Genomic DNA, 20,157 nt, shown 5'->3' on the forward strand with positions numbered 1-20,157 from the left:
TTCCTCCGCCCGCGCCGCTCCGGTCCACGCCGGCGGTCCTCGACGAGAATCGCCCCTGATGACCCCAATGCCCGCGACCGCCGCCGTGCGCGTCCGCCGTGCCGAACTCTCCGATCTCGATGATCTCGTCGCGCTCGAGGAAACCAGCTTTGCCACCGACCGCCTGAGTCGGGCGCAGTATCGCCGCCATCTGGACAGCGAAACGGCCCAGGTACTGGTCGCCAGCGCCAATCACCGGCGTTTCCTGGGTACCGCGGTGGTGTTCTTCCGCAAGGGCACCCAGGTGGCGCGGCTCTATTCGATCGCCACCAGCACTACCGCGCGCGGCAAGGGCGTGGGCTCCGCCCTGCTGGACGCCGCCGAGCACGCCGCCAAGCGCCGCCGCTGTCATGCGCTGCGCCTGGAAGTGCGCGCCGATAACGATGCTGCCGTCCGGCTGTATGAGCGCCTTGGCTACCAGCGCATCGGCCATTACGAGCGCTATTACGGCGATGGGGCGGATGCGTGGCGGTATGAGAAAAAGCTGGGCTGAGCGCTTCGCTCCCTCTCCCCGCAGGGGAGAGGGTTGGGGTGAGGGGGCAATCTTGCGGTAGCGCTGGCTCAAAGCGGGTTCTTTTGAACCTTACCGCGAGCACCCACCCCTCACCTCGATCCTCTCTCAGGGACTACCTTCGGGTCGCCCGGAGGGGAGAGGAAGACCATCAAAAAGGCTGCGCGATGCGCTGCGCCGTGGCCTCATCCGGGCGCGCCACCAGGGCGCCGGTGCGCATCAGGCTGACGGTGTAATGGCCCTGGTCGACCAGCGGCAGGTATACGCCACTGCCGAACAACACATCCACATTAGGCACCCACTGCGGATACTGTTTGCGCAGGTCGAGCAGGTCGAAGCTGCCGGCTTCGCGAAAATCGGTCACGGTGCGCAGCGCGGTGGCCTCCTGCCCCGGGTCGTCGTAGCGGCCTGACAATCGATCGAGCCGGTAAAGCGGCGGCAAGCCGGCCAGCATGGCGGGCGACTTCCATTTCAAGACGATCGCTTCCACCCGCCACGCATCGCCGGCCACCTGCACCTGGCGGATGGCGCCATCGGGCCAGTGCAGGACCAGTGCCCAGCGCTGGGGAGACAGGATGCGGGCATCGATTTCCACCACCGGGGTTTCCTCCGATAGCAGGCGGTAGCCGCGCAGGGCGAAGCCGGTGCCTGTGAGCACCAGGGTGAGCGCGAACGCCACCAGCAACAAAACGGCCCGCCCGGCGGCGGCCAGGCGCCGCCTTCGATGCAGGCAATGACGCAGCGCCACCAGTTGCACCAGGGTAAACATCAAGGCGACACCTGCCAGCACCAGCAGGATCGTCGACGGCAGGCGTAACAGCGCTGTCCAATCCATCTTCTACTTCCCCAACCGCAAGCTTCGCGGCGACGGCCGCATGATAACGGTAGCCTGCCGGGGGACGATGCGTAAACGTACGTTCAAACGATTGGCTCGCCACGTTTTTGGGGCTTCCCTATACTGCGACGGTCCTTGCCGGAAACCATGCCATGCGCCCATCCCTCCTGCTGCTTCCGCTGTGCACCGCTTTTGTCCTGCTCGCCGGCTGCGGCAACAAGGGGCCGCTGTATATGCCGCCCAAGGCGACACCGGCTCCGGCGGCCGCTACCGTCCATCCCGCGGCAGCACCCGCTCCGGCAGCCGCCGGGACCGCCCCCGTGCACGGCTATGTCACGGACATGAAGGCGTTCGACGCCTTTATCGCCACCCATCCGACGCCGGCGCAGTTCCTGGCGACCTATCCGGACGTGCAGCTGGTGATGCCAGACACCATGACCACGATGGAAATGCGTACCAACAACAGCCGTTACTTCCCCGAGCAGGATGCGACCGGCCACATCGTCGGTGGCACTTTCCGGTGATGTCCGCGGCCCGCGTATCCTCATGAAACTGCGCTTTTCCAAGATGCACGGCATCGGCAATGACTTCGTCATGCTGGACTGCCGTGATCAGGCTTTTTCGCTGCGTGAGGCACAGATCCGCGCCATCGCCGATCGACGTACGGGTGTGGGTTTCGATCAGTTGATCAGCATCGAGCCGCCGCGCGACCCCTCATGCGCGTTCTACTACGGCATCTGGAATGCCGACGGTTCGCCCTCGGGCCAGTGCGGCAACGGCGTGCGCTGTGTGGCGGCGTGGCTGCATCGGGAGGGCGAACTGGCCATCGGCGACACCGTGCGGCTGGAAAGCCCCTCGGGTCCGGTGACGGTGCGCCTGAGCAACGCCCATGAAGTCACCGTGGACATGGGCGTGCCCTCGTTCGCACCGAGCGAGATTCCATTCCGCGCCGATCTCCAGGCCGATGGTTACGCCATCGAGGTGGGCGATGAAACGCTGATGATCGGCGCGGTCTCGCTGGGTAATCCGCATGCGGTCGCCCTGGTGCCGGACCTGCATGCGCCGGCGCTGTTCCGGCTAGGCCCGTTGCTGACCGCGCACGAGCGCTTCCCGGAAGCGGCCAACGCCGGCTTCGTCGAGGTGGTGGACCGCGGCCAGCTGCGCCTGCGCGTGCATGAACGCGGCAGCGGCTGGACCTTGGCCTGCGGCACCGGCGCCTGCGCGGCCGTGGCGGTCATGCGTCAGCGCGACGAAGTCGACGACCGCGTGCGTGTAGCCTTGCCTGGCGGCGAGCTGACCATCGAGTGGGCTGGCCCTGGCCAAACCCTGTGGATGACCGGGCCCGCCGCGTTTGTCTTCGAGGGCGAGTGGCTGGGTTGACGGATGGCACGTTGAAAGACGACGCCCCGCCATCGCACACTCCAGCCATCGTCGTATCGTTCCTGCCCCCTGGTTTAGAGGTAACCCGCGCATGTCAGACACCGCCCTCGCCGAGACCCTAGTCGCCAGCGACGTGGCGGCTTACCTGCGCCGACACCCGGAATTCCTTGCCGACTACCCCGATCTAGCCGCCCAGCTGACGTTGCCGCGCGAACAAGGCCCGGTGGCCTCGCTGGCGGTCTACCAGCTGCAGAGCCTGCGCGAGAAGAACGCCGAGCTGGAACGCCAACTGGCCGGCCTGATCGCCATCGCGGCGGAAAATGAGCGCCTGATGCAGCGCGTGCATGATCTCAACGTCGCCGTGCTGCGCGCCAATACGCCGGCCGTCGCCGCCCGCAGCGTGGTGGCGCGCCTGTCCGAAGACTTCAAGACCGATCAGGTACGCCTGCTGCTGTTCGGCGCGGTCGGACTGGCGCCGGCCACCTGGCTGATCAATATTCCCGGCGGGCGCACCGCCGTGCCGGAGTTTGCGGACTTCCTGTCCCATCACGAGCCGGTCGCCGGCCGCCTGTCGGCCGAGCGGCTGTACCGCCTGTTCGGCGATCAGGCGCCCGAGGTCCGCTCCACCGCCATCATGCCGCTGGGCGAGTTCGGCATCCTCGCCATCGGCAGTGCCGATCCGGATCACTTCCAGCCCGGCATGGGCACGCTGTTCCTGAAGATGATTGCGGCCACGGTCACGGCCGCGCTGCGTCGTTCTCAGGAAGGCATGTAAGCCCACCGTGTCCGCGCGCGCGCAGGTCGACGCCTGGCTCGCCCGCCTGGCGAGCGAGCGCCAGGCCTCCGCGCATACGGTGGATGGCTATCGTCGCGACTTGGCCAAGCTGCTGCGCTGGATGGAAGCGCAGGGCATCGATGCCTTCGACGCGCTCGAACCCAACCGCATGCGCAGCTTCGTCGCCGCCGAGCACCGTGGCGGCTTGGCGCCCAAGAGCCTGCAGCGGCTGTTGTCGTCCTGCCGCGGCCTGTTTCGCCAGTTGCACCGCGAAGGCCAGATGACGCACGACCCGGTGGCCGGCGTGCGTGGCCCCAAGGTCCATCGCAAATTGCCGCAAGTGCTCGATGTGGATGAGGCGACCAGCCTGATCGAAACCGTCGGTGATGGGGCGCTGACCTTGCGTGATCGCGCCATGCTCGAGCTGTTCTATTCCTCCGGGCTGCGCCTATCCGAACTTACTGGATTGCGCTGGATCGACCTCGATTTGCCGGCCGGCGAGGTGCGCGTGCTGGGCAAGGGCAACAAGACGCGCATCGTGCCGGTGGGGCGCCATGCCATTACCGCGCTAAGGGCGCTGGGCGAAGACGAAGGCACGACGCCGGAGAGCCCGGTGTTCCGGGGGCGTGGCGGCGCCCCGATCAATCCACGCACCGTGCAGCTGCGCATGAAGACGCTGGCCATGCAGCAAGGCATGGCCAAGCACGTGCATCCGCACTTGCTGCGCCATACCTTTGCCAGCCACATGCTGGAATCGTCAGGCGATTTGCGCGCCGTGCAGGAGCTGCTCGGGCACGCCGATATCGCCACCACGCAGATCTACACGCATCTGGATTTCCAGCACCTGGCCAAGGTGTACGACGCCGCGCATCCGCGCGCTAAGCGCAAGTGAGGCCATAAGCCTGCCCGGTTGTGGGCGCGGTTCTGGGGGAGCGGCTTTGTGGGAGCGGCTTTAGCCGCGATAGCCGGACACAAGATCGCGGCTAAAGCCGCTCCCACAAAGCCCAAAGCCGCACCTGCCGAGTGGCCCGCGCCGGGCCTGGCGGCTTGGATTCCGCCGGCACGGCCCCACCTCTGGCGGACTACTTTGTCTGCGGAGCCCTCCATGGAATCCTTTCACGCCACCACCATCATCTCGGTGCGTCGCCAGGGGCGCGTCGTGATCGGCGGCGACGGCCAGGTCACCCTCGGCAATACGGTGATGAAGGCCAACGCGCGCAAGATCCGCCGCCTGGGCAAGGGCGACGTGCTGGCGGGTTTTGCCGGTGCCACCGCCGACGCCTTCACCTTGTTCGAGTTGTTCGAGCAGAAACTGGACAAGCACGGCGGCAATCTCACCCGCTCCGCGGTGGAGTTGGCCAAGGAATGGCGCACCGACCGCCGCCTGGGCCGCCTCGAAGCCATGCTCGCCGTGGCCGACAAGGAAGCCTCGCTGCTGATCTCGGGTAACGGCGACGTACTGGAGCCAGAGCACGGCTTGATCGCCATCGGTTCCGGCGGTCCGTACGCGCAGTCGGCCGCCCTGGCGCTGATGGAGAGCACCGAGCTGAACGCCTTCGAGATCGTCGAGCGCGCGCTGAAGATCGCCGGCGATATCTGCATCTATACCAATCACAACACCACCATCGAGGAGCTGTAAGCGCTCGGCGCGGCAGCCATCCTCTTCGTCATACCGGATGCGCCGGAATGACGAGCCAAGACCACACCTCCGGTGACCTCATGTCCGAACTCACTCCCCGCGAAATCGTCAACGAACTCGACCGCTACATCATCGGCCAGCACGACGCCAAGCGCGCCGTGGCGATTGCGCTGCGCAACCGCTGGCGCCGCATGCAGCTGGAGCCGAACCTGCGCAACGAAGTAACGCCCAAGAACATCCTGATGATCGGACCCACCGGCGTGGGCAAGACCGAGATCGCACGCCGCCTGGCCAGCCTGGCCAATGCGCCGTTCGTGAAGGTTGAGGCGACCAAGTTCACCGAAGTGGGTTATGTGGGCAAGGATGTCGAGTCGATCGTGCGTGACCTGGCCGACGTCGCCTACAAGCTGACCCGCGAACAGGCGATCAAGCGCGTGCGCACGCAGGCGGAGGACCGTGCCGAGGACCGCATCCTCGACGCCCTGCTGCCGCGCCGGCAGACGCCGACCGACTGGTCGCATGACAGCACGCCGGCGAGCCAGGACCAAAGCGACACCCGCCAGAAGCTGCGCAAGCAGCTGCGCGAAGGTGCACTGGACGAGCGCGAGATCGAGCTGGATTTCGCCATGAACGTGGGCGTGGAGATCATGTCGCCCCCGGGCATGGAGGAGATGGGCCAGCAGCTACGCCAGATGTTCCAGAACCTGGGCGGCGCCAAGACCCAGCAGCGCAAGCTGGCGATCAAGCTGGCGCGCCCGCTGCTGATCGAAGAGGAAGCCTCCAAGCTGCTCAACGACGAGGAAGTGCGCGCCCAGGCGATGGAAGCGGCCGAGCAGAACGGCATCGTCTTCATCGACGAGATCGACAAGGTGGCGCAGCGTTCGGAGTGGGGTGGCGCGGGCGTCAGCCGCGAAGGCGTGCAACGCGACCTGCTGCCCCTGGTGGAAGGCTCCACGGTGTCGACCAAGTACGGCCCGATCAAGACCGACCACATGCTGTTCATCGCCTCCGGTGCGTTCTCGTTGGCCAAGCCGTCCGACCTGATTCCGGAGTTGCAGGGCCGCCTGCCGATCCGGGTGGAGTTGTCGGCGCTGTCGGTCAATGACTTCAAGCGCATCCTGCGCGAGCCGCAGAACGCCTTGACCACGCAATACATGGCCTTGCTGGGCACCGAGGGCGTCACGGTCAATTTCACCGACTCGGGCGTGGACCGCCTGGCCGAGGTGGCCTTCCAGGTCAACGAGCGCACCGAGAACATCGGCGCCCGCCGCCTGCACACCGTGATGGAACGGCTGTTGGAGAAGATCTCCTACGAAGCTGCGGACAAATCCGGCGAAAAATACGTGATTGACGCCGAATATGTCGATATCAATCTCGGTACCCTGGTCGAGGATGAGGACTTGAGCCGTTACATCCTGTAAACAAGGGGAAAGCCCCTAGCTGTTAAAATTGTGACCATGAGTAATGTGATCGAACTGAAAACCACCGGCCAGCGGGCCCAGCTGCGCGAAGCGCAGCAGAAGCATCAGCTGATCCGGTTATGGCGTACCGAGCTGGAACACGGCAGCTTTTGTGGTTACGTGGGCGGGGTCGGGCGCGAATTCTTCCTGCTGTGGGTCGTCGGCGACGGCATCACCTATGACGGCATGTATGTGATGCGCCATCGTGATGTCTCCGAGCTGGAGGCGCCGGACAAGCATGCCCCCTTCATGGAGAAGGCGCTGGCGGTGAAGCATCTGATGCCGCGCACGCCGCGCGGCTTCCCGCTGGACAATATTCGCGAGGTCATCCAGGCCGCCGCCGTGCAGGCGCCGGTGATCGGCGTGCACGTGGACAGTGAGGACGAGTCGGAGGTCTGTTACATCGGCCGCCTCGTCAGCGTCGAGGAAGACGGCTTCAACATGCAGGAAATCTCTCCCGATGCGGAATGGCTGCGCGAAGCGTCGTTCTTCTCCTGGGACGAGGTTTCCACCGTCAGCATCGAGGATGGCTATGCCACGTCCTTGCTGGCCGTGGCCGGCGCACCGCCGGCGCTGGAGCAAGGCGATTCGGGTGTGGGTCACGCCAACTGACCGACGTCCCGTTTCGTCATGCCTTGCATCCTCCTACTGCCGGCCCTCGTGGCCGGCAGTGTCGTTTCAGCCCGTGCGATGGTCGCGCGGCGTGAAGCGCATCAATCGATACGGAACAGTTCACCGGAAAAGCGACTGTCGATGTAATGGTCCAGACCGCTTACGTGGTGCTCGGAGCGACGCGGCTCGTCATGCACGCCGGGCGACGCTGCACCGGTTAGCGCGGTTGGCTGGGTCTTGATGTCGAAATAACGTGAAAGCGGCTTCTTTGCCGATGACTTGATCACGAAGGGTTGGATGAAGAGCAACATGGTCGTATGCCTCGAAGATCACCCGCTTGCTGGGCAAGGTCTACACTAGGCCAGGCAGAGCCTCGCAAAAAGCGAGATTTTTGCACCCCAGTATTGAGGAAGATTCAATATGGGCCGGCCACCGCTCATTGCCCTGCAAGGTTTCGTGATTGCCGCGCGCACCGGCAATCTCTCGCTCGCTGCCCAGCAAATGCATCTCACGGCCAGCGCGCTCAGTCATCAGATCCGCGGTCTCGAAGAGCGGCTGGGCAGGCGTGTCTTCATACGTGGACCGCGCGGTGTCGAACTGACGCCGGAAGGCGTGCGGTTGCTCGAGTCGGTAGGCCCGTCGTTCGAATCGATCGATCGAGCCATGCAGCAATTCAGCGCGCCACATGCGGATGTGCTGACGCTCAGCCTGATGCCGTCGGTGGCGTCGAGCTGGCTGCTGCCGCGCTTGCCGACGTTCGTCGCCCTGCATCCGCAGCTTCAGCTCAATCTGCAGTCCTGCGTGGAACTGGTCAATTTCGAGCGCGAGCCTGTGGATGCGGCGCTCCGCTTTGGTCCCGGCGAGTGGCCGGGTGTGCATGCCGAACATCTATTCGATGATTGGCTCACGCCGATCGCCAGTCCCGACCTCATCGCGCGACTTGGCCGGCCCACCCTGGAGACGTTGTCGGACTGGCCCCTGCTGCGCGATCCCGAAAATGTGTGGACGAAGTGGTTCCACACCTATGGCGGCAAGCCACCCGCACGCTACGTCGCCCACTTCGACGACACCGAGACGCTGCACCGGGCGGCAATCGAAGGCATGGGCATCGCACTCGGCCGTCTGACCATGGCGCGCCCACTCGTCGATGCGGGACAGCTGGTGTTGCTCAGCGCGCATCGGTTGCGCGCCCAGTTCGCGCACTACCTGGTCTATCCGCCACGCTCTGAGAAACATCCGGCCTTGCTCGCTTTTCGCGCGTGGCTGCTGGATGAAGCGCATCGATACACGCTTGCACCAGCGCTGGTGGCGGTGCGTGGGAAGAAGCGTCGAAGCGGCTGAAGCCGTGGTGCGCGTTCGCGCCCGTCGAACTAACGCCGGGCGCGAAACCTCAGGGTGATGTCGAGGCGGCCGCAGGCGTCGCCCGCGGGGCTGCCGGCGCGGCGCCTTTCACTTCATGCTGGAAGAAATTCTCGATCAGGTGATAGGCGTGGCTGCGCTGGCCCGGCAGGTTCAAGCCGTGCTTGGCGCCGGGGTAGGCCATGAACTGGAACTGCGTGCCGCGCTTCTGCATTTCCGCCATCAGCTTGGTGGAGTTGAGAAACAGCACGTTGTCGTCGGCCATGCCGTGCACCAGGTACAGCTTGGAGGTGAGGCCATCGAGCCAGGCCAGCGGCGAGCTGCGCGTGTAGCCCGAATCATTGTCCTGCGGACGACCCAGATAACGCTCGGTGTAGAACGTGTCGTAGAGCCGCCAGTCGGTGACCGGCGCCACCGCCACGCCGCCGGCCAGTTCGTCCGATGCCTTGGCCAGCATCATGGTGGTCATGTAGCCGCCGTAGCTCCAGCCGAACACGCCGATGCGCTTGGGGTCGACCCAGGGCTGCGACTTCAACCAGTGGATGCCGGCGAGCTGGTCTTCGACTTCGACCGCGCCCAGCTGCTGGTAGATAGCGTCCTCGAACTGGCGTCCGCGACGCGCCATGCCGCGGTTGTCCAGGGTGAACACCACGAAGCCCTGGTTGGCCATGTACTGGTTGAAGTAATCGCCCCAGGCATTGGTGACCAGCTGCGCGTGCGGACCGCCGTAGATCATGTTGAACACTGGGTACTTCTTCGACGGATCGAAGCCGGCCGGCTTGTACAGGCGGTAGTACAGCAGCTGCCCGTCGGCGGCCTTGATGGTGCCGAATTCCGGCTTGATCAGGCTGTCGCGGTACGGCCAGAACGGATGTTTCTCGTCGAGCTTGTTCGGCTCGATCCAGCTCACCAGGCTGCCGTCCGGCTTGTGCACGCTCACCTGGGGCGGCGTGTCGACGCTGGAGAACGTATCCAGATAGAACGACGCATTCGATGCAAACTCGGCCGTATGCGTACCGGCGCCCTGGCTGATGCGCACGGGCGCATCGGCGGTGCTGCCATCGAGCTTGAGCGCGTAGATATGACGTTCGGGCACGGCGTCGCGATTGGAACTGACGAAGACGGTGCCGGTGTGTTCGTTGACCGCCAGCACACCGTCGATCTGCCACTCGCCTTCGCTCACCGCGTGCTTGAGCTTGCCGTCGATGCCGTAGAGGTAGAGATGATGAAACCCGCTGCGCTCGCTGCCCCACAGGAACGACTTGCCGTCCTTGAGGAAGGTGAGGTCGCTGTTGAGGTTGATCCAGGTATCGCTGGTTTCGCTGAGCAGGGTGCGCTGGGCCAGCGTCTTCGCATCGACCAGGCGCAGGTCCAGGTGTTGCTGGTTGCGCGACATCCGTTGGTAGGCGAGGTGCTTGCCGTCCGGCAGCCAGTTCACCCGGGTGAGGTAGATGTCGTTGTCCTTGCCCAGGTCGATCCAGCGCGGCTGGCCGCCGCTCGGCGTGACCAGGCCCAGTTTCACTGCGACATTGGCTGCACCCGCGGCGGGATAGCGCTGGTCGACCACCTCGGTATGGTCGGCATAGAGCTCGGTGCGCCTGGTCACCGGCACCTTGGCTTCGTCGAAACGCTCGAACGCCATGGCCGAGTCATCCGGTGCCCACCAGTAGCCACGGCTGCGATCCATTTCTTCCTGCGCGACGAATTCCGCTTCGCCGTTGTGCACCGTGCCGCCGCCATCGTGGGTCAGCTGCTTCGCTTCGCCGCTGCTGAGGTCGATCACCCACAGGTTCTGCTCGCGCACGAAGGAGACATAGCGGCCCTTGGGCGAGAAGCGGGGATCGATCACGTTGTCGCCGGTATCGAGCAGGCGCGGTGCGGCATCGGGCGTGGCCAGCGAGTAGAGATAGAGCTTGCCGCCGATCGGAAACAGCAGCTGCTTGCCGTCCGGCGACCACTGGTAGCTCACGATGCCACGTAGCCCGGCAGTGCGTTCGCGCTCGCGGCGCGCCTTCTCCGCATCGGACAACTGTTCGCCGTTGGGCTCCAGCTTCTTCGAATCCACCAGCATCTGCGTGTGGTTGTCCTTGAGCTGGTAGGACCACAGGTCGAGCTGGTACTGGTCATCCGGACGCGGGCGCAGGAAGCTGACGCGACTGCCATCGGGCGAGATCTGCAGCCCGCGCGGCGCGGAGCCGGCCAGACTGCCGCCGTCAAAGATGCGTTCGATCGTGAGTTTTTCGGCCATGGTCGGCAGGGCCACCATCGTCAGGGCGGCAAAGAGGAGGGCACGCATGGGTACTTCCTGGGGCGGTGCGGCGTACGCAAGAACAAGCGGCGATTAGACCGCGTCGAGCCAGCCGATACCAGCTATTTCCCGTGAAAACCAGCGCTTTCGGCGTGAATGCGCGGCTTCAGGGCTCACCGCTGGGCGCCCTGGCCGAACAGGACCTTGCGGGCTTCCTCGTCCGTGGTCAGGTCGAAACGACCCTTGATCTCGTCGCCCAGTGCATAGGCGCGCTTGCTGGCGGGGCGCTCGCGGATGGCTTCAAACCAGGTCTTCAGCTGCGGAAAATCCTCCAGCATCATGCCCTGGTTCTCGTGCGGCACGATCCACGGATAAGCCGCCATATCGGCGATGGTGTAGTTCTGGCCGGCGATAAACGCGCGGCCTTCCAGACGCTTGTTCAGCACGCCGTAGAGGCGCCGCGTCTCGTTGACGTAGCGGTCGATGGCGTAGGGGATCTTCTCCGGCGCATAGCGATTGAAGTGGTGGTTCTGTCCCAGCATCGGGCCGAGGCCGCCCACCTGCCAGTACAGCCACTCCAGCACCTGGTAGCGGCCGCGCGTGTCGGCCGGCATAAAGCGTCCGGCCTTCTCGGCCAGGTACTGCAGGATGGCTCCCGACTCGAACACGCTGATCGGCTCGCCGCCGTCGGCCGGCTGGGTATCCACGATGGCCGGCATGCGGTTGTTCGGTGAAATGGCCAGGAACCCCGGCTCGAACTGTTCGCCCTTGCCTATGTTCACCGGCTTGATCGTGTAGGGCAGGCCGGATTCCTCGAGGAACAGGGTGATCTTGTGGCCGTTGGGGGTGGGCCAGTAGTACAACTCGATCATGTCGTTTCCTAAACGGCGGGCGATGCCTGGATGTTCGGGGCAGCCCGTGCGGATTCAAGCCAACGCCCTCGCCTGTGCACGGTACCGTCAACCCTTGCTGCCCAACCCGCGTTCCCGCGCTGGCATGCCCATAGGAGTTAAGCCCATGAACCGCCTCTCTCGTTTTGCCGCCTTGACCCTCGGCCTCGCCATCGCTGGCGCCGCCGGCGCCCAAGCCCAGGAAAGCAACAGTGCCACCGCCCCGGAGCACGCGATGCAGCAGCCCCAGGGCCGTCGGGCTCCCGATCCCCAGCAGCAGCTGCAACACCTGACCAAGCAGCTGCAGCTCAGCGCCGACCAGCAGGCCAAGATCGGCCCGATCCTGCAACAGCGTGATCAGCAGATCCAGGCCTTGCGTGCCGACAGCAGCCTTTCGCAGGCGGATCGTCGCGCCAAACTCATGTCGCTGGCCCAGGACAGCAGCAAGCAGATCGATGCCGTGCTGACCAATGCCCAACGCGACCAGATGAAGGCCATGCGGGAAAAGGCCATGGAGCACATGCAGGAGCGCCGCGGCCAGCACGTGCCGTCGTCGTCCAGCAGCAGCTAAGCATCTTCTCCCTCACCGTCATCCCAGCGGCTCTCAACAGCCGAAGGCTGGTCAAGCTGGGATGACGGACATGAGGCGTCGCATGCAACCCGCACGTCCCGTCCCGTTATGCTCATCGACTGTTTCAGACAGCGGATGGATGAGCTATGGCACGCGTCGTCGTGGTCGGCAGTATCAATATGGACCTGGTGACGCTGGCGCCGCGCTTTGCCGCACCAGGTGAGACCCTGCTCGGCGAACGATTTCTCACCGTGCACGGTGGCAAAGGGGCGAACCAGGCCGTGGCCGCAGCGCGGCTGGGTGCCGACGTGGCCTTGATTGGTGCGGTAGGCGATGACGCTTTCGGTATGCAGCTGCATGCCGGCCTCGCCCATGAGGGCATCTCGCTGGACCACGTCGCCCGTATCGCCGATTGCGGCAGCGGCACGGCGTCAATCACCGTGGCGGAAGGCGAAAACCACATCATCGTGGTACCCGCCGCCAACGCGCGGGTGACGCCAGCCCAGATCGAGCGAGCGCAAGCCACGCTCGCCAAGGCGGATGCCATCCTGGTGCAGATGGAAATTCCGCTCGAGGCGGTGGAAGCCACGTTGCGGCTCGGCCATCGACTCGGCAAACCGGTGATTCTCAACCCTGCCCCGGCGCAGCCACTGCCGATCGAATGGCTCAAGCTCGCGCGCTATCTCACACCGAACCAACATGAGCTGGCGATCCTGTTGAGTGCGGGCCCAGCAGAGGATTTCCTTACTCTGATGCAGCGCTCGCCGGCACCGGTCGTGCTCACTCGCGGCGCCGAAGGTGCGTGGTATCGCGATGGCGGCGAACCGGTACACCAGGAGGGTTTCCAGATCGACGTGGTCGACAGCACCGGCGCAGGCGATACCTTCAATGCGGCGTTAGCCGTATTTCTGCATGAAGGCCTGCCCATCGCCGTGCGCAAGGCCTGTGCCGCCGCTGCGCTATCCGTCTCCAAGCTCGGCGCGCAGGGCGGCATGCCGCGACTGGACGAATTCAATACCTGGCTTGCTCGCCAGGGTTGATTCGTTTTAGTCGGATGGACCCGGAGCGATCACTTCGCGCTGGCCGTTGATGCCCATCGACGAGACCAGTCCGGCCGCTTCCATCGCTTCGACCAGACGCGCGGCGCGGTTGTAGCCGATGCGGAACTGGCGCTGCACGAACGAGATCGAAGCGCGACGCGAACGCAGCACGAAGGCCGCCGCCTCGTCGTACAGCGGATCAAGCTCGGCATCGCCGCCTTCGTCGCCAAGAAGATCGCCTTGCGCTTCGCTCGGTGGGCCAGCGAGGATCTCGTCCTTGTAGTCGGGCTCGCCGTATTGCTTGAGATGCGCGACCACCCGATGCACTTCCTCGTCAGCGACGAAGGCGCCGTGGATGCGTTGGGGATAACCCGTGCCCGGCGGCAGGAACAACATGTCGCCCTGGCCTAACAGGCTTTCCGCACCCATCTGGTCGAGGATGGTGCGCGAGTCGATCTTTGATGACACCTGGAACGCAACGCGGGTGGGGATATTCGCCTTGATCAGGCCGGTGATCACGTCCACCGACGGCCGCTGCGTGGCCAGGATCAGATGGATGCCAGCAGCGCGCGCTTTCTGCGCGAGGCGCGCGATCAGTTCTTCGATCTTCTTGCCGGCGACCATCATCAGATCGGCCAGTTCGTCGATCACCACCACGATCATCGGCAAGGTATCGAGCAGCTCGGGCACTTCGGGGTGGGCCGGGAACGGATTCATCAACGGCCGGCCCGCCGCGCGCGCTTCGCGCACCTTTTGATTGAAGCCGGCCAGATTGCGCACGCGCAGATCCGACATCACGCGGTAGCGGTTCTCCATCTCCGCCACGCACCAGGCCAAGGCATTGGCGGCGAGCTTCATATCGGTCACCACCGGCGCCAACAAATGCGGAATCCCCTCGTAGACCGAGAGTTCCAACATCTTCGGGTCGATCATGATCATGCGCACGTCGTCGGGCGTGGCCTTGTACAGCAACGACAGGATCATCGCGTTCACCGCCACCGACTTGCCCGAGCCGGTGGTGCCGGCCACCAGCATATGCGGTGCGCGGGCGAGATCGGCCACCACCGGTTCGCCGGTGATGCCCTTGCCCATCGCCAAGGTCAACAGCGAATCGGCATCGCGGTACTCGGCCGAATCGAGGATTTCCGATAGCGCAATCATCTGGCGCTGCTCGTTCGGCAACTCCAGGCCCATGCAGGTCTTGCCGGGAATCGTCTCGACCACGCGTATCGACGTCCGTCCCAGACCGCGTGCCAGGTCCTTCATCAACGCGACAATTTGATTGCCGCGTACGCCGACGGCGGGCTCGACTTCGAAGCGGGTAATCACCGGACCGGCCGATGCGCCGACCACGGTCACCGGTACCTTGAATTCGCGCAGGCGCTGTTCGATCAGCTCGCCTGTTTCGGCAAGCTGCATCTCATCGACCGAGGTCGATTCGGCGGTTGCGGCGGCGAGCAAGGTCAACGGCGGCAACATCACCGCGGAGCGCGAACGGGAGGGCGTGGTAACAGGCGCTGTTACCGGCACCACGGCGGCTGCAACCTGGTCGTCGTTAGCGGCACGAAAACGGGGCGACGCGACGGGCAATGGGCTGACCGGTGGCGTGACCGGCACCCGCTCTGTCTCGATGTCCGGTTCGATACCGTCGTTCATCGGGTCAGCAAGAACCCTGTTTGCCTCAAGCTCATCTTGAGCGTGCAACACCGGCGTGATCGGCACGTCGTCGACAACAACCTCGGTAGGCATCGTTACGATGGGTTGTTCTTCGATGATCGGCGCCGCTTGCACCAAGGTGGCCCGGAGGGGCGCGGCGGCGACGGTCGCTGGCTTGCTGGCCATCACGGCCGATGGTGCGACCCGGACCGTTGGCACCGCTGGCGTCGGTGAAGAAAGTCTGGCGTTCCTGGGTAGCAGCCACGGCTTGCTGATGACGTTTTCGCGCACAGGGGTAGTGCGAGGACGCGAAACCGTCGTCGACAGCATGGGCGACACGGACGATACCGGCGCGGCCCGCTCGACCGCTGGCGGCGCAGCAGCGACAGCCGTGGTCCTGCGTGCGCCAACCTGCGCATGGCGGCGACTCGATGCCGCCGATCGATCGCCACGACGAACCGCTCCGCGTCGACGCTGGCGGCCGAAGCGCGCCGACAGCATCTCCGCGCCGCGACCCAGCAGCGCGGCGAGCAGTTCAACCGCCATGTTGATGCGCTTGAAAGCGGAGAGCCAGGGCATGCTCAGATACCAGGGCAGGGCAGCGGCCAAGGCGGCCAGCATCAACAGGCTGGTCAGCGACGTTCCCAGCAAACCGCCGAAACCATGGGCGAGTGCGCGGCATATCACGCCGCCCGCCGTCGCATCATCGGTGTAGCGATCGACGATCAAGCCTTCCAACGTCGCACTGGCGACCAGCACGAGCAGCGCGCCCAGCCATAAGCGAATGGTTCCCTCACCACCACCCGATGGTTTGCGACGAGCCAGCCGCGCCCGCGCGACGCGCCAGATCAGGGGGATCAGCCAGAGAGTGGACAGCCCGAAGCCGCCGAAGAAGAAGTTGAGCATGCCTGGGTTCGTTCAAACTGCACCTGCGAACTCGGCATGTTAGCGCCATCGCCTCAGGCACGTCAGCAGACTGGTCTGTAACGGGTTGTTATTCCGGACAAGAGTCGCGTTCTGCGAATGGCGACTATTTGCCGATGCAGAACGAACTGAAGATCGCGCCGAGCAGGTCGTCGCTGCTGTAGTTCCCGGTGATCTCGCCGAGGGCGTGCTGGGCCTGGCGCAACTCTTCGGCGGCCAGTTCGCCAGCGCGGGTCGTCTGCAGCACATGGTCGGCGCGATCGAGATGAAGAGCCACCTGCTCCAAGGCAAGTACGTGACGGCGGCGCGCGCTGAACGCTCCCTCGCCACTGCCTGCACCCGCCAGCTGCTTGAGGTGCTCACGCAACGCGTCGAGTCCCGCGCTGGTTTTCGCCGAGGCCCAGACCCAAATGGAATCGTTCCGCGTTTCGTAGCGCGGACTCGCGTGGTCCAAATCGATCTTGTTGATAAGCACGAGTCGCTCGACGCTGGCGGGCAGGTCGGTCAGCAGGGCGAGGTCGTGCTCTGCGTGTGCTGCGTCGGTAACCAGCAAGGCCACGTCGGCGCGTGCGAGTTCGCGGTGGGCGCGGCGTACGCCTTCACGTTCCACCGGATCATCGGTTTCCCGCAGGCCGGCGGTATCGGCCAGTTCGAGTGCAATGCCATCCAGGCTCAGCTGCTCGCGCAGTACATCGCGGGTGGTGCCGGCAATCTCCGTGACGATGGCGCGGTCGCTGCCGGCCAGTGCATTGAGCAGGCTGGATTTGCCGGCATTGGGACGGCCAATGATCGCCACGCGCAGGCCATCGTTGAGGCGTACACCGCGCTGAGCCTCGCGCAGCAGCTCGGCGAGCTGTGTGCGCAATCGCTGCACTTGCTCGTTGATCAACGGATCGGCGAGGAAGTCGATTTCTTCCTCGGGAAAATCAATCGCCGCCTCGATATGTACGCGCAAGGCGATCAGCGCTGCTTGCAACGCGTCTACCTTGCGCGAGAACACGCCTTCCATCGAACGCAACGCGGCGCGTGCACCTGCCTGCGAGCGCGCGGCAATCAGATCAGCGACGGCTTCGGCCTGCGCAAGATCCAGCTTGCCATTGAGAAACGCGCGTTCGGTGAATTCGCCGGCGCGCGCCAGCCGCGCACCCAGTGCACATACCCGTCGCAACAAGGCATCGAGCAACACCACGCTGCCGTGCCCCTGCAGTTCGAGCACATGCTCGCCGGTGTAAGAGGCGGGGGCGGGGAAGTACAGCAGCAATCCACGATCAATCAGCTCGTTGTCGCCATCGCGGAATGCGGCGAAGTGCGCGTAGCGCGGTTGCGGATCACGGCCGAGCAAGGTGCGGGCAATCGCTGGAGCGGTTGGACCGGACACACGCAATACACCGACACCAGCGGCTCCAGGAGCGCTGGCGATGGCGGCAATGGTGTCGGTCGTGGTCATGGCGTCCATTATGGCGGCTAGGCGATCGGACAACGAGACTCAACACGTTCCCTCACCGTCATCCAGCGACTCTCGCTCCTGCCATCTGCCACAAAGACACTGGATCCCAGCTTGACCAGCCTTCGGCTGTTGAGAGCCGCTGGGATGACGAGCGTGGTGAGAGAGCGTGGCCAGCAAAGAAAAAGGCCGCATCAGCGGCCTTTTTCTCCGAAGCCCGGCGACGCTCAGGCCGCCTTGGCTTTATCTTCCGCGCGGTCGACGCTGCGCGTGATGAACCACTGCTGGGTCAGGCTGGTGGCGCCGTTGACGACCCAGTACAGCACCAGGCCAGCCGGGAAGAAGAAGAACATCACGCCGAACAGCACGGGCATCACCTTCATCATCTTCTGCTGCGCCGGGTCCATGCCCGACGCCGCCGGCGACAGCCACTGGGTGGCCAGCATCACCAGCACGTACAGCACCGGCAGCACGAAGAACGGATCGGGCGCCGACAAGTCATGGATCCAGCCGAAGAACGGCGAGTGACGCAGCTCCACGCTTTCCATCAGCACGCGGTACAGGCCGAAGAACACCGGCATGGTGACCAACACGGGGAGGCAGCCCGACATCGGGTTGACCTTCTCCTTCTTGTACAGCTCCATCATGGCCTGCTGCATCTTCATCTTGTCGTCGCCGTAACGCTCCTTCAGAGCGTTCACGCGCGGCTGCAGCTTGCGCATCTTGGCGCCCGAGCGGAACTGTGCCGCCGTCAGCTTCCACAGCGCGGCCTTGAGGCCCAGCACCAGCAGGATGATGGCTACACCCCAGTTGCCGGTGAGCGCATGCAGCTCGGACAGCAGCCAGTGCAGCGGCTGTGCCACCACAGTGAGCCAGCCGTAGTTGGTAGTCAGGTCCAGACCCGGGGCCACCTGGTCCAGCGTGCCCTGCAACTTCGGACCGATATACATGCGCGAAGCGGTGGTGAGGCTCTGGCCGGGTGCCACGTTGAGCGAGGGACCCACCGCGCGGATCAGATAGATCGGCTGGGCCGTATCCGGGTTGATCACGCTGGTGCTGTAGGTGTTCGGGTCGTGCGCCGGCGGAATCCATGCGACGAAGAAGTAATGCTGCAACATCGCCGACCAGCCGCCGGTGATCACGCGGTTCAGCGGCTTCTTCAGGAAGTCGGAGAACGCGAGCGATTCGAACTTGTCCTCGGGGCTGAACCAGGCGGCACCGAAGAAGCTGTGCGAGGACGGGTTGCTAAGGTTCTGCCACCAGGTCGTCTGCTGCGTCGGCGCGGCGCGCTGCAGCTGCAGGTAGGCGTTGCCCTGCCAGGCCGTGCTGCCGCCGTTCTCGATCTTCTGATCCATGCCCACGACAAAGCTGCCGCGCTTGAGCGTATAGGTCTTGGTGACCTTGAGGCCGGCCGCGTCCTGCCAGGTGAGGTCGACCTTCAGTTCGTCCTGGCCCTGGGTCAACGCATAGCTGGTCTGCGCGGCCTGGAACACCGCGCGATGATCCGGCGCCTCGCCCTGGCTGCTGACCAGGCCGCTCTGCGACGCGAAGAAGTGCTCGCGCTCATCATTGAGCAGGCGCACGGGTGCCGGATCCGGATTGCGCCGGGTGCGCGGCTCTTCCGGGAAGGTCAGCAACTCCGAACGCACCACGCTGCCACCACGCGTATCGATGGTCAGGCGCAGCACATCGTTGGTCACGCTGATCAGCTGGGCCGACGCTTGGCTCACGCTGCCTGGGACGGCAGCAGGTGTCGTCGCGACAGCAGCAGCCGTGGCGCCCGGTACGCTGCTGTCGGCAATCGCCGGCGAGGCGGTCGTGGAAGACGCCGCGACAGCAGCCGGCGGCTGGGGTGCGTAATCCTTCTCCCAGGCCATAAACAGCATGTAGGCCACGGCCAGCAGGGCGAAGATGAGGAACGTACGCGTTTGATTCATCGCGGAGCAGATCCGGTAGATGCGGCGAGGCCGGGCCGCGGAGGACGAGAGGGATAAAAGGTCAACGCGCGATTGTGCCGGTCGTGTCGTCCGGCTTCAATGAGACCTCGGGCTTGAACGAACGCAGTTTTTTCCACAGCGCCTGCAGTTCGACCAGCAATTCCGGGCCGGGCAGGCCCGATGCCTGCTCGCGCGCCATCACCATGAGGTCGACGGGCGGAAGCTCAAGGCGGGCACGCCGGAAAGATTCGCGTACGAGGCGCTTGATGCGGTTGCGCTCCACCGCACGCTTGGACACGCGTTTGGAAATGGCCAGGCCCAGACGCGGCTGACCTAGCGTATTGACTTTATAGCGCACAGAAAAACAGCGGCCGCCGAAGCGGCCGCTGGCATGACGCAGAGCGGCAAAATCACCGGCGCGGCGGAGCCGCGCCTCGCGCGGCAGGCCGGCGGCACGCATGCTATGCGTACCGCTTACGGGATCAGGCGCTTGCGACCCTTGGCGCGACGCGCGTTCAGGATCTTGCGGCCGTCGGCCGTCGCCATGCGGGCGCGGAAGCCGTGGGTACGGGCGCGCTTGAGCTTGCTTGGCTGGAAGGTTCGCTTCGACATAGCTTCGTCCGAAGATAAAGTGATAAAAAGGTTGGAGATTATGCGGAGTATTGGCGCCCTCTGTCAAATCGACCCTAGGCGAGCTGGTATACGGGCTTGACCGAGGCCTATTGAATTCCTGTGGATATCCATGTGGATATCCGTGCCGACCGGGAGGGTTCGTGCTGCTAGAATCGCCGATCCACCCCGCGCGAAAGCGCTCCTTCCAGTGGTTGAAGACTATCC

Annotated in this window: 19 protein-coding genes and 2 pseudogenes; 11 read left to right on the forward strand and 10 right to left on the reverse strand. The window is 64.7% G+C overall.

Annotated elements, in window-relative coordinates:
- Positions 1–58 precede the first annotated feature (58 nt).
- A complete protein-coding gene (locus tag ACT01B_RS22080) occupies positions 59–532 on the forward strand; it encodes a GNAT family N-acetyltransferase (protein ID WP_445145343.1) in 474 nt (157 codons plus the stop codon).
- Between the two features lie 169 nt (positions 533–701).
- On the opposite strand, the gene ACT01B_RS22085 is transcribed toward ACT01B_RS22080, so the two are convergent.
- Entirely contained in the window at positions 702–1,385 is a 684-nt protein-coding gene (locus ACT01B_RS22085; RefSeq protein ID WP_445145344.1) for a hypothetical protein, read from the reverse strand.
- A gap of 152 nt (positions 1,386–1,537) precedes the next feature.
- Here ACT01B_RS22085 and lptM point away from each other — a divergent pair, with 152 nt between their 5' ends.
- The 7 genes from lptM (at position 1,538) to ACT01B_RS22120 (ending at position 7,251) form a co-directional block, all read left to right on the forward strand.
- A complete protein-coding gene (gene lptM / locus ACT01B_RS22090) occupies positions 1,538–1,909 on the forward strand; it encodes an LPS translocon maturation chaperone LptM (RefSeq protein ID WP_445145345.1) in 372 nt (123 codons plus the stop codon).
- 22 nt (positions 1,910–1,931) lie between these two features.
- Positions 1,932–2,765, forward strand: coding sequence for a diaminopimelate epimerase (dapF, locus tag ACT01B_RS22095; protein WP_445145346.1), 834 nt, complete (start codon positions 1,932–1,934; stop codon positions 2,763–2,765).
- Between the two features lie 91 nt (positions 2,766–2,856).
- Positions 2,857–3,540, forward strand: a complete 684-nt coding sequence (locus tag ACT01B_RS22100) for a DUF484 family protein (RefSeq protein ID WP_445145347.1) — start codon at positions 2,857–2,859, stop codon at positions 3,538–3,540.
- A gap of 7 nt (positions 3,541–3,547) precedes the next feature.
- Positions 3,548–4,432 (forward strand): tyrosine recombinase XerC, encoded by an 885-nt coding sequence (xerC, locus tag ACT01B_RS22105; protein WP_445145348.1) that lies wholly within the window; start codon positions 3,548–3,550, stop codon positions 4,430–4,432.
- A 213-nt stretch (positions 4,433–4,645) separates the two neighbouring features.
- Positions 4,646–5,179, forward strand: coding sequence for an ATP-dependent protease subunit HslV (gene hslV / locus ACT01B_RS22110; RefSeq protein WP_445145349.1), 534 nt, complete (start codon positions 4,646–4,648; stop codon positions 5,177–5,179).
- A gap of 80 nt (positions 5,180–5,259) precedes the next feature.
- Positions 5,260–6,600 (forward strand): ATP-dependent protease ATPase subunit HslU, encoded by a 1,341-nt coding sequence (gene hslU, locus ACT01B_RS22115; RefSeq protein ID WP_445145350.1) that lies wholly within the window; start codon positions 5,260–5,262, stop codon positions 6,598–6,600.
- A 36-nt stretch (positions 6,601–6,636) separates the two neighbouring features.
- Positions 6,637–7,251 carry a hypothetical protein gene (locus ACT01B_RS22120; RefSeq protein WP_445145351.1) on the forward strand — a complete coding sequence of 205 codons (615 nt, stop codon included), beginning with the start codon at positions 6,637–6,639 and terminating at the stop codon, positions 7,249–7,251.
- Between the two features lie 101 nt (positions 7,252–7,352).
- Here ACT01B_RS22120 and ACT01B_RS22125 read toward each other — a convergent pair whose 3' ends face one another.
- Positions 7,353–7,562 carry a hypothetical protein gene (locus ACT01B_RS22125; RefSeq protein ID WP_445145352.1) on the reverse strand — a complete coding sequence of 70 codons (210 nt, stop codon included), beginning with the start codon at positions 7,560–7,562 and terminating at the stop codon, positions 7,353–7,355.
- 109 nt (positions 7,563–7,671) lie between these two features.
- On the opposite strand from ACT01B_RS22125, the gene ACT01B_RS22130 reads away from it, so the two are divergent.
- On the forward strand, positions 7,672–8,592 hold the full coding sequence (locus tag ACT01B_RS22130) for a LysR substrate-binding domain-containing protein (RefSeq protein ID WP_445145353.1): 921 nt from the start codon (positions 7,672–7,674) through the stop codon (positions 8,590–8,592).
- Positions 8,593–8,641: 49 nt separating this feature from the next.
- Here the strand turns inward: ACT01B_RS22130 and ACT01B_RS22135 are convergent, their stop codons facing one another.
- Positions 8,642–10,906, reverse strand: a complete 2,265-nt coding sequence (locus ACT01B_RS22135; RefSeq protein ID WP_445145354.1) for an alpha/beta fold hydrolase — start codon at positions 10,904–10,906, stop codon at positions 8,642–8,644.
- Between the two features lie 125 nt (positions 10,907–11,031).
- Positions 11,032–11,730, reverse strand: coding sequence for a glutathione binding-like protein (locus ACT01B_RS22140; protein WP_445145355.1), 699 nt, complete (start codon positions 11,728–11,730; stop codon positions 11,032–11,034).
- Between the two features lie 145 nt (positions 11,731–11,875).
- On the opposite strand from ACT01B_RS22140, the gene ACT01B_RS22145 reads away from it, so the two are divergent.
- Positions 11,876–12,319 (forward strand): hypothetical protein, encoded by a 444-nt coding sequence (locus ACT01B_RS22145; protein WP_445145356.1) that lies wholly within the window; start codon positions 11,876–11,878, stop codon positions 12,317–12,319.
- A 146-nt stretch (positions 12,320–12,465) separates the two neighbouring features.
- The gene (gene rbsK / locus ACT01B_RS22150) at positions 12,466–13,359 is read left to right on the forward strand and encodes a ribokinase (protein WP_445145357.1); all 894 of its coding nucleotides are present in this window, start codon (positions 12,466–12,468) and stop codon (positions 13,357–13,359) included.
- A 6-nt stretch (positions 13,360–13,365) separates the two neighbouring features.
- Here the strand turns inward: rbsK and ACT01B_RS22155 are convergent.
- The 6 genes and pseudogenes from ACT01B_RS22155 to rpmH all read right to left on the reverse strand — a co-directional run.
- Positions 13,366–15,060, reverse strand: a pseudogene (locus ACT01B_RS22155) (DNA translocase FtsK); the annotation flags it as partial.
- 564 nt (positions 15,061–15,624) lie between these two features.
- Positions 15,625–15,921, reverse strand: a pseudogene (locus tag ACT01B_RS22160) (DNA translocase FtsK); the annotation flags it as partial.
- Positions 15,922–16,045: 124 nt separating this feature from the next.
- Positions 16,046–17,395: a tRNA uridine-5-carboxymethylaminomethyl(34) synthesis GTPase MnmE gene (mnmE, locus tag ACT01B_RS22165; protein WP_445147547.1), complete on the reverse strand. Its 1,350-nt coding sequence runs from the start codon at positions 17,393–17,395 to the stop codon at positions 16,046–16,048.
- Between the two features lie 215 nt (positions 17,396–17,610).
- The gene (gene yidC, locus ACT01B_RS22170) at positions 17,611–19,320 is read right to left on the reverse strand and encodes a membrane protein insertase YidC (RefSeq protein WP_445145358.1); all 1,710 of its coding nucleotides are present in this window, start codon (positions 19,318–19,320) and stop codon (positions 17,611–17,613) included.
- Between the two features lie 61 nt (positions 19,321–19,381).
- The gene (gene rnpA / locus ACT01B_RS22175) at positions 19,382–19,780 is read right to left on the reverse strand and encodes a ribonuclease P protein component (RefSeq protein WP_445145359.1); all 399 of its coding nucleotides are present in this window, start codon (positions 19,778–19,780) and stop codon (positions 19,382–19,384) included.
- A gap of 14 nt (positions 19,781–19,794) precedes the next feature.
- Entirely contained in the window at positions 19,795–19,932 is a 138-nt protein-coding gene (gene rpmH / locus ACT01B_RS22180) for a 50S ribosomal protein L34 (RefSeq protein ID WP_019464789.1), read from the reverse strand.
- Positions 19,933–20,157 lie beyond the last annotated feature (225 nt).

The sequence above is a fragment of the Dyella sp. Tek66A03 genome (assembly GCF_052567735.1).

Bases quoted from the DNA above. Each gene is read 5' to 3' on its own strand.
- rnpA (WP_445145359.1), bottom strand. From the start codon at position 19,780: ATGCGTGCCGCCGGCCTGCCGCGCGAGGCGCGGCTCCGCCGCGCCGGT.
- lptM (WP_445145345.1), top strand. From the start codon at position 1,538: ATGCGCCCATCCCTCCTGCTGCTTCCGCTGTGCACCGCTTTTGTCCTG.
- ACT01B_RS22145 (WP_445145356.1), top strand. From the start codon at position 11,876: ATGAACCGCCTCTCTCGTTTTGCCGCCTTGACCCTCGGCCTCGCCATC.
- rbsK (WP_445145357.1), top strand. From the start codon at position 12,466: ATGGCACGCGTCGTCGTGGTCGGCAGTATCAATATGGACCTGGTGACG.
- ACT01B_RS22085 (WP_445145344.1), bottom strand. From the start codon at position 1,385: ATGGATTGGACAGCGCTGTTACGCCTGCCGTCGACGATCCTGCTGGTG.
- hslU (WP_445145350.1), top strand. From the start codon at position 5,260: ATGTCCGAACTCACTCCCCGCGAAATCGTCAACGAACTCGACCGCTAC.
- ACT01B_RS22080 (WP_445145343.1), top strand. From the start codon at position 59: ATGACCCCAATGCCCGCGACCGCCGCCGTGCGCGTCCGCCGTGCCGAA.
- ACT01B_RS22135 (WP_445145354.1), bottom strand. From the start codon at position 10,906: ATGCGTGCCCTCCTCTTTGCCGCCCTGACGATGGTGGCCCTGCCGACC.
- ACT01B_RS22125 (WP_445145352.1), bottom strand. From the start codon at position 7,562: ATGTTGCTCTTCATCCAACCCTTCGTGATCAAGTCATCGGCAAAGAAG.
- rpmH (WP_019464789.1), bottom strand. From the start codon at position 19,932: ATGTCGAAGCGAACCTTCCAGCCAAGCAAGCTCAAGCGCGCCCGTACC.
- ACT01B_RS22130 (WP_445145353.1), top strand. From the start codon at position 7,672: ATGGGCCGGCCACCGCTCATTGCCCTGCAAGGTTTCGTGATTGCCGCG.
- mnmE (WP_445147547.1), bottom strand. From the start codon at position 17,395: ATGGACGCCATGACCACGACCGACACCATTGCCGCCATCGCCAGCGCT.
- dapF (WP_445145346.1), top strand. From the start codon at position 1,932: ATGAAACTGCGCTTTTCCAAGATGCACGGCATCGGCAATGACTTCGTC.
- ACT01B_RS22120 (WP_445145351.1), top strand. From the start codon at position 6,637: ATGAGTAATGTGATCGAACTGAAAACCACCGGCCAGCGGGCCCAGCTG.
- ACT01B_RS22140 (WP_445145355.1), bottom strand. From the start codon at position 11,730: ATGATCGAGTTGTACTACTGGCCCACCCCCAACGGCCACAAGATCACC.
- ACT01B_RS22100 (WP_445145347.1), top strand. From the start codon at position 2,857: ATGTCAGACACCGCCCTCGCCGAGACCCTAGTCGCCAGCGACGTGGCG.
- hslV (WP_445145349.1), top strand. From the start codon at position 4,646: ATGGAATCCTTTCACGCCACCACCATCATCTCGGTGCGTCGCCAGGGG.
- yidC (WP_445145358.1), bottom strand. From the start codon at position 19,320: ATGAATCAAACGCGTACGTTCCTCATCTTCGCCCTGCTGGCCGTGGCC.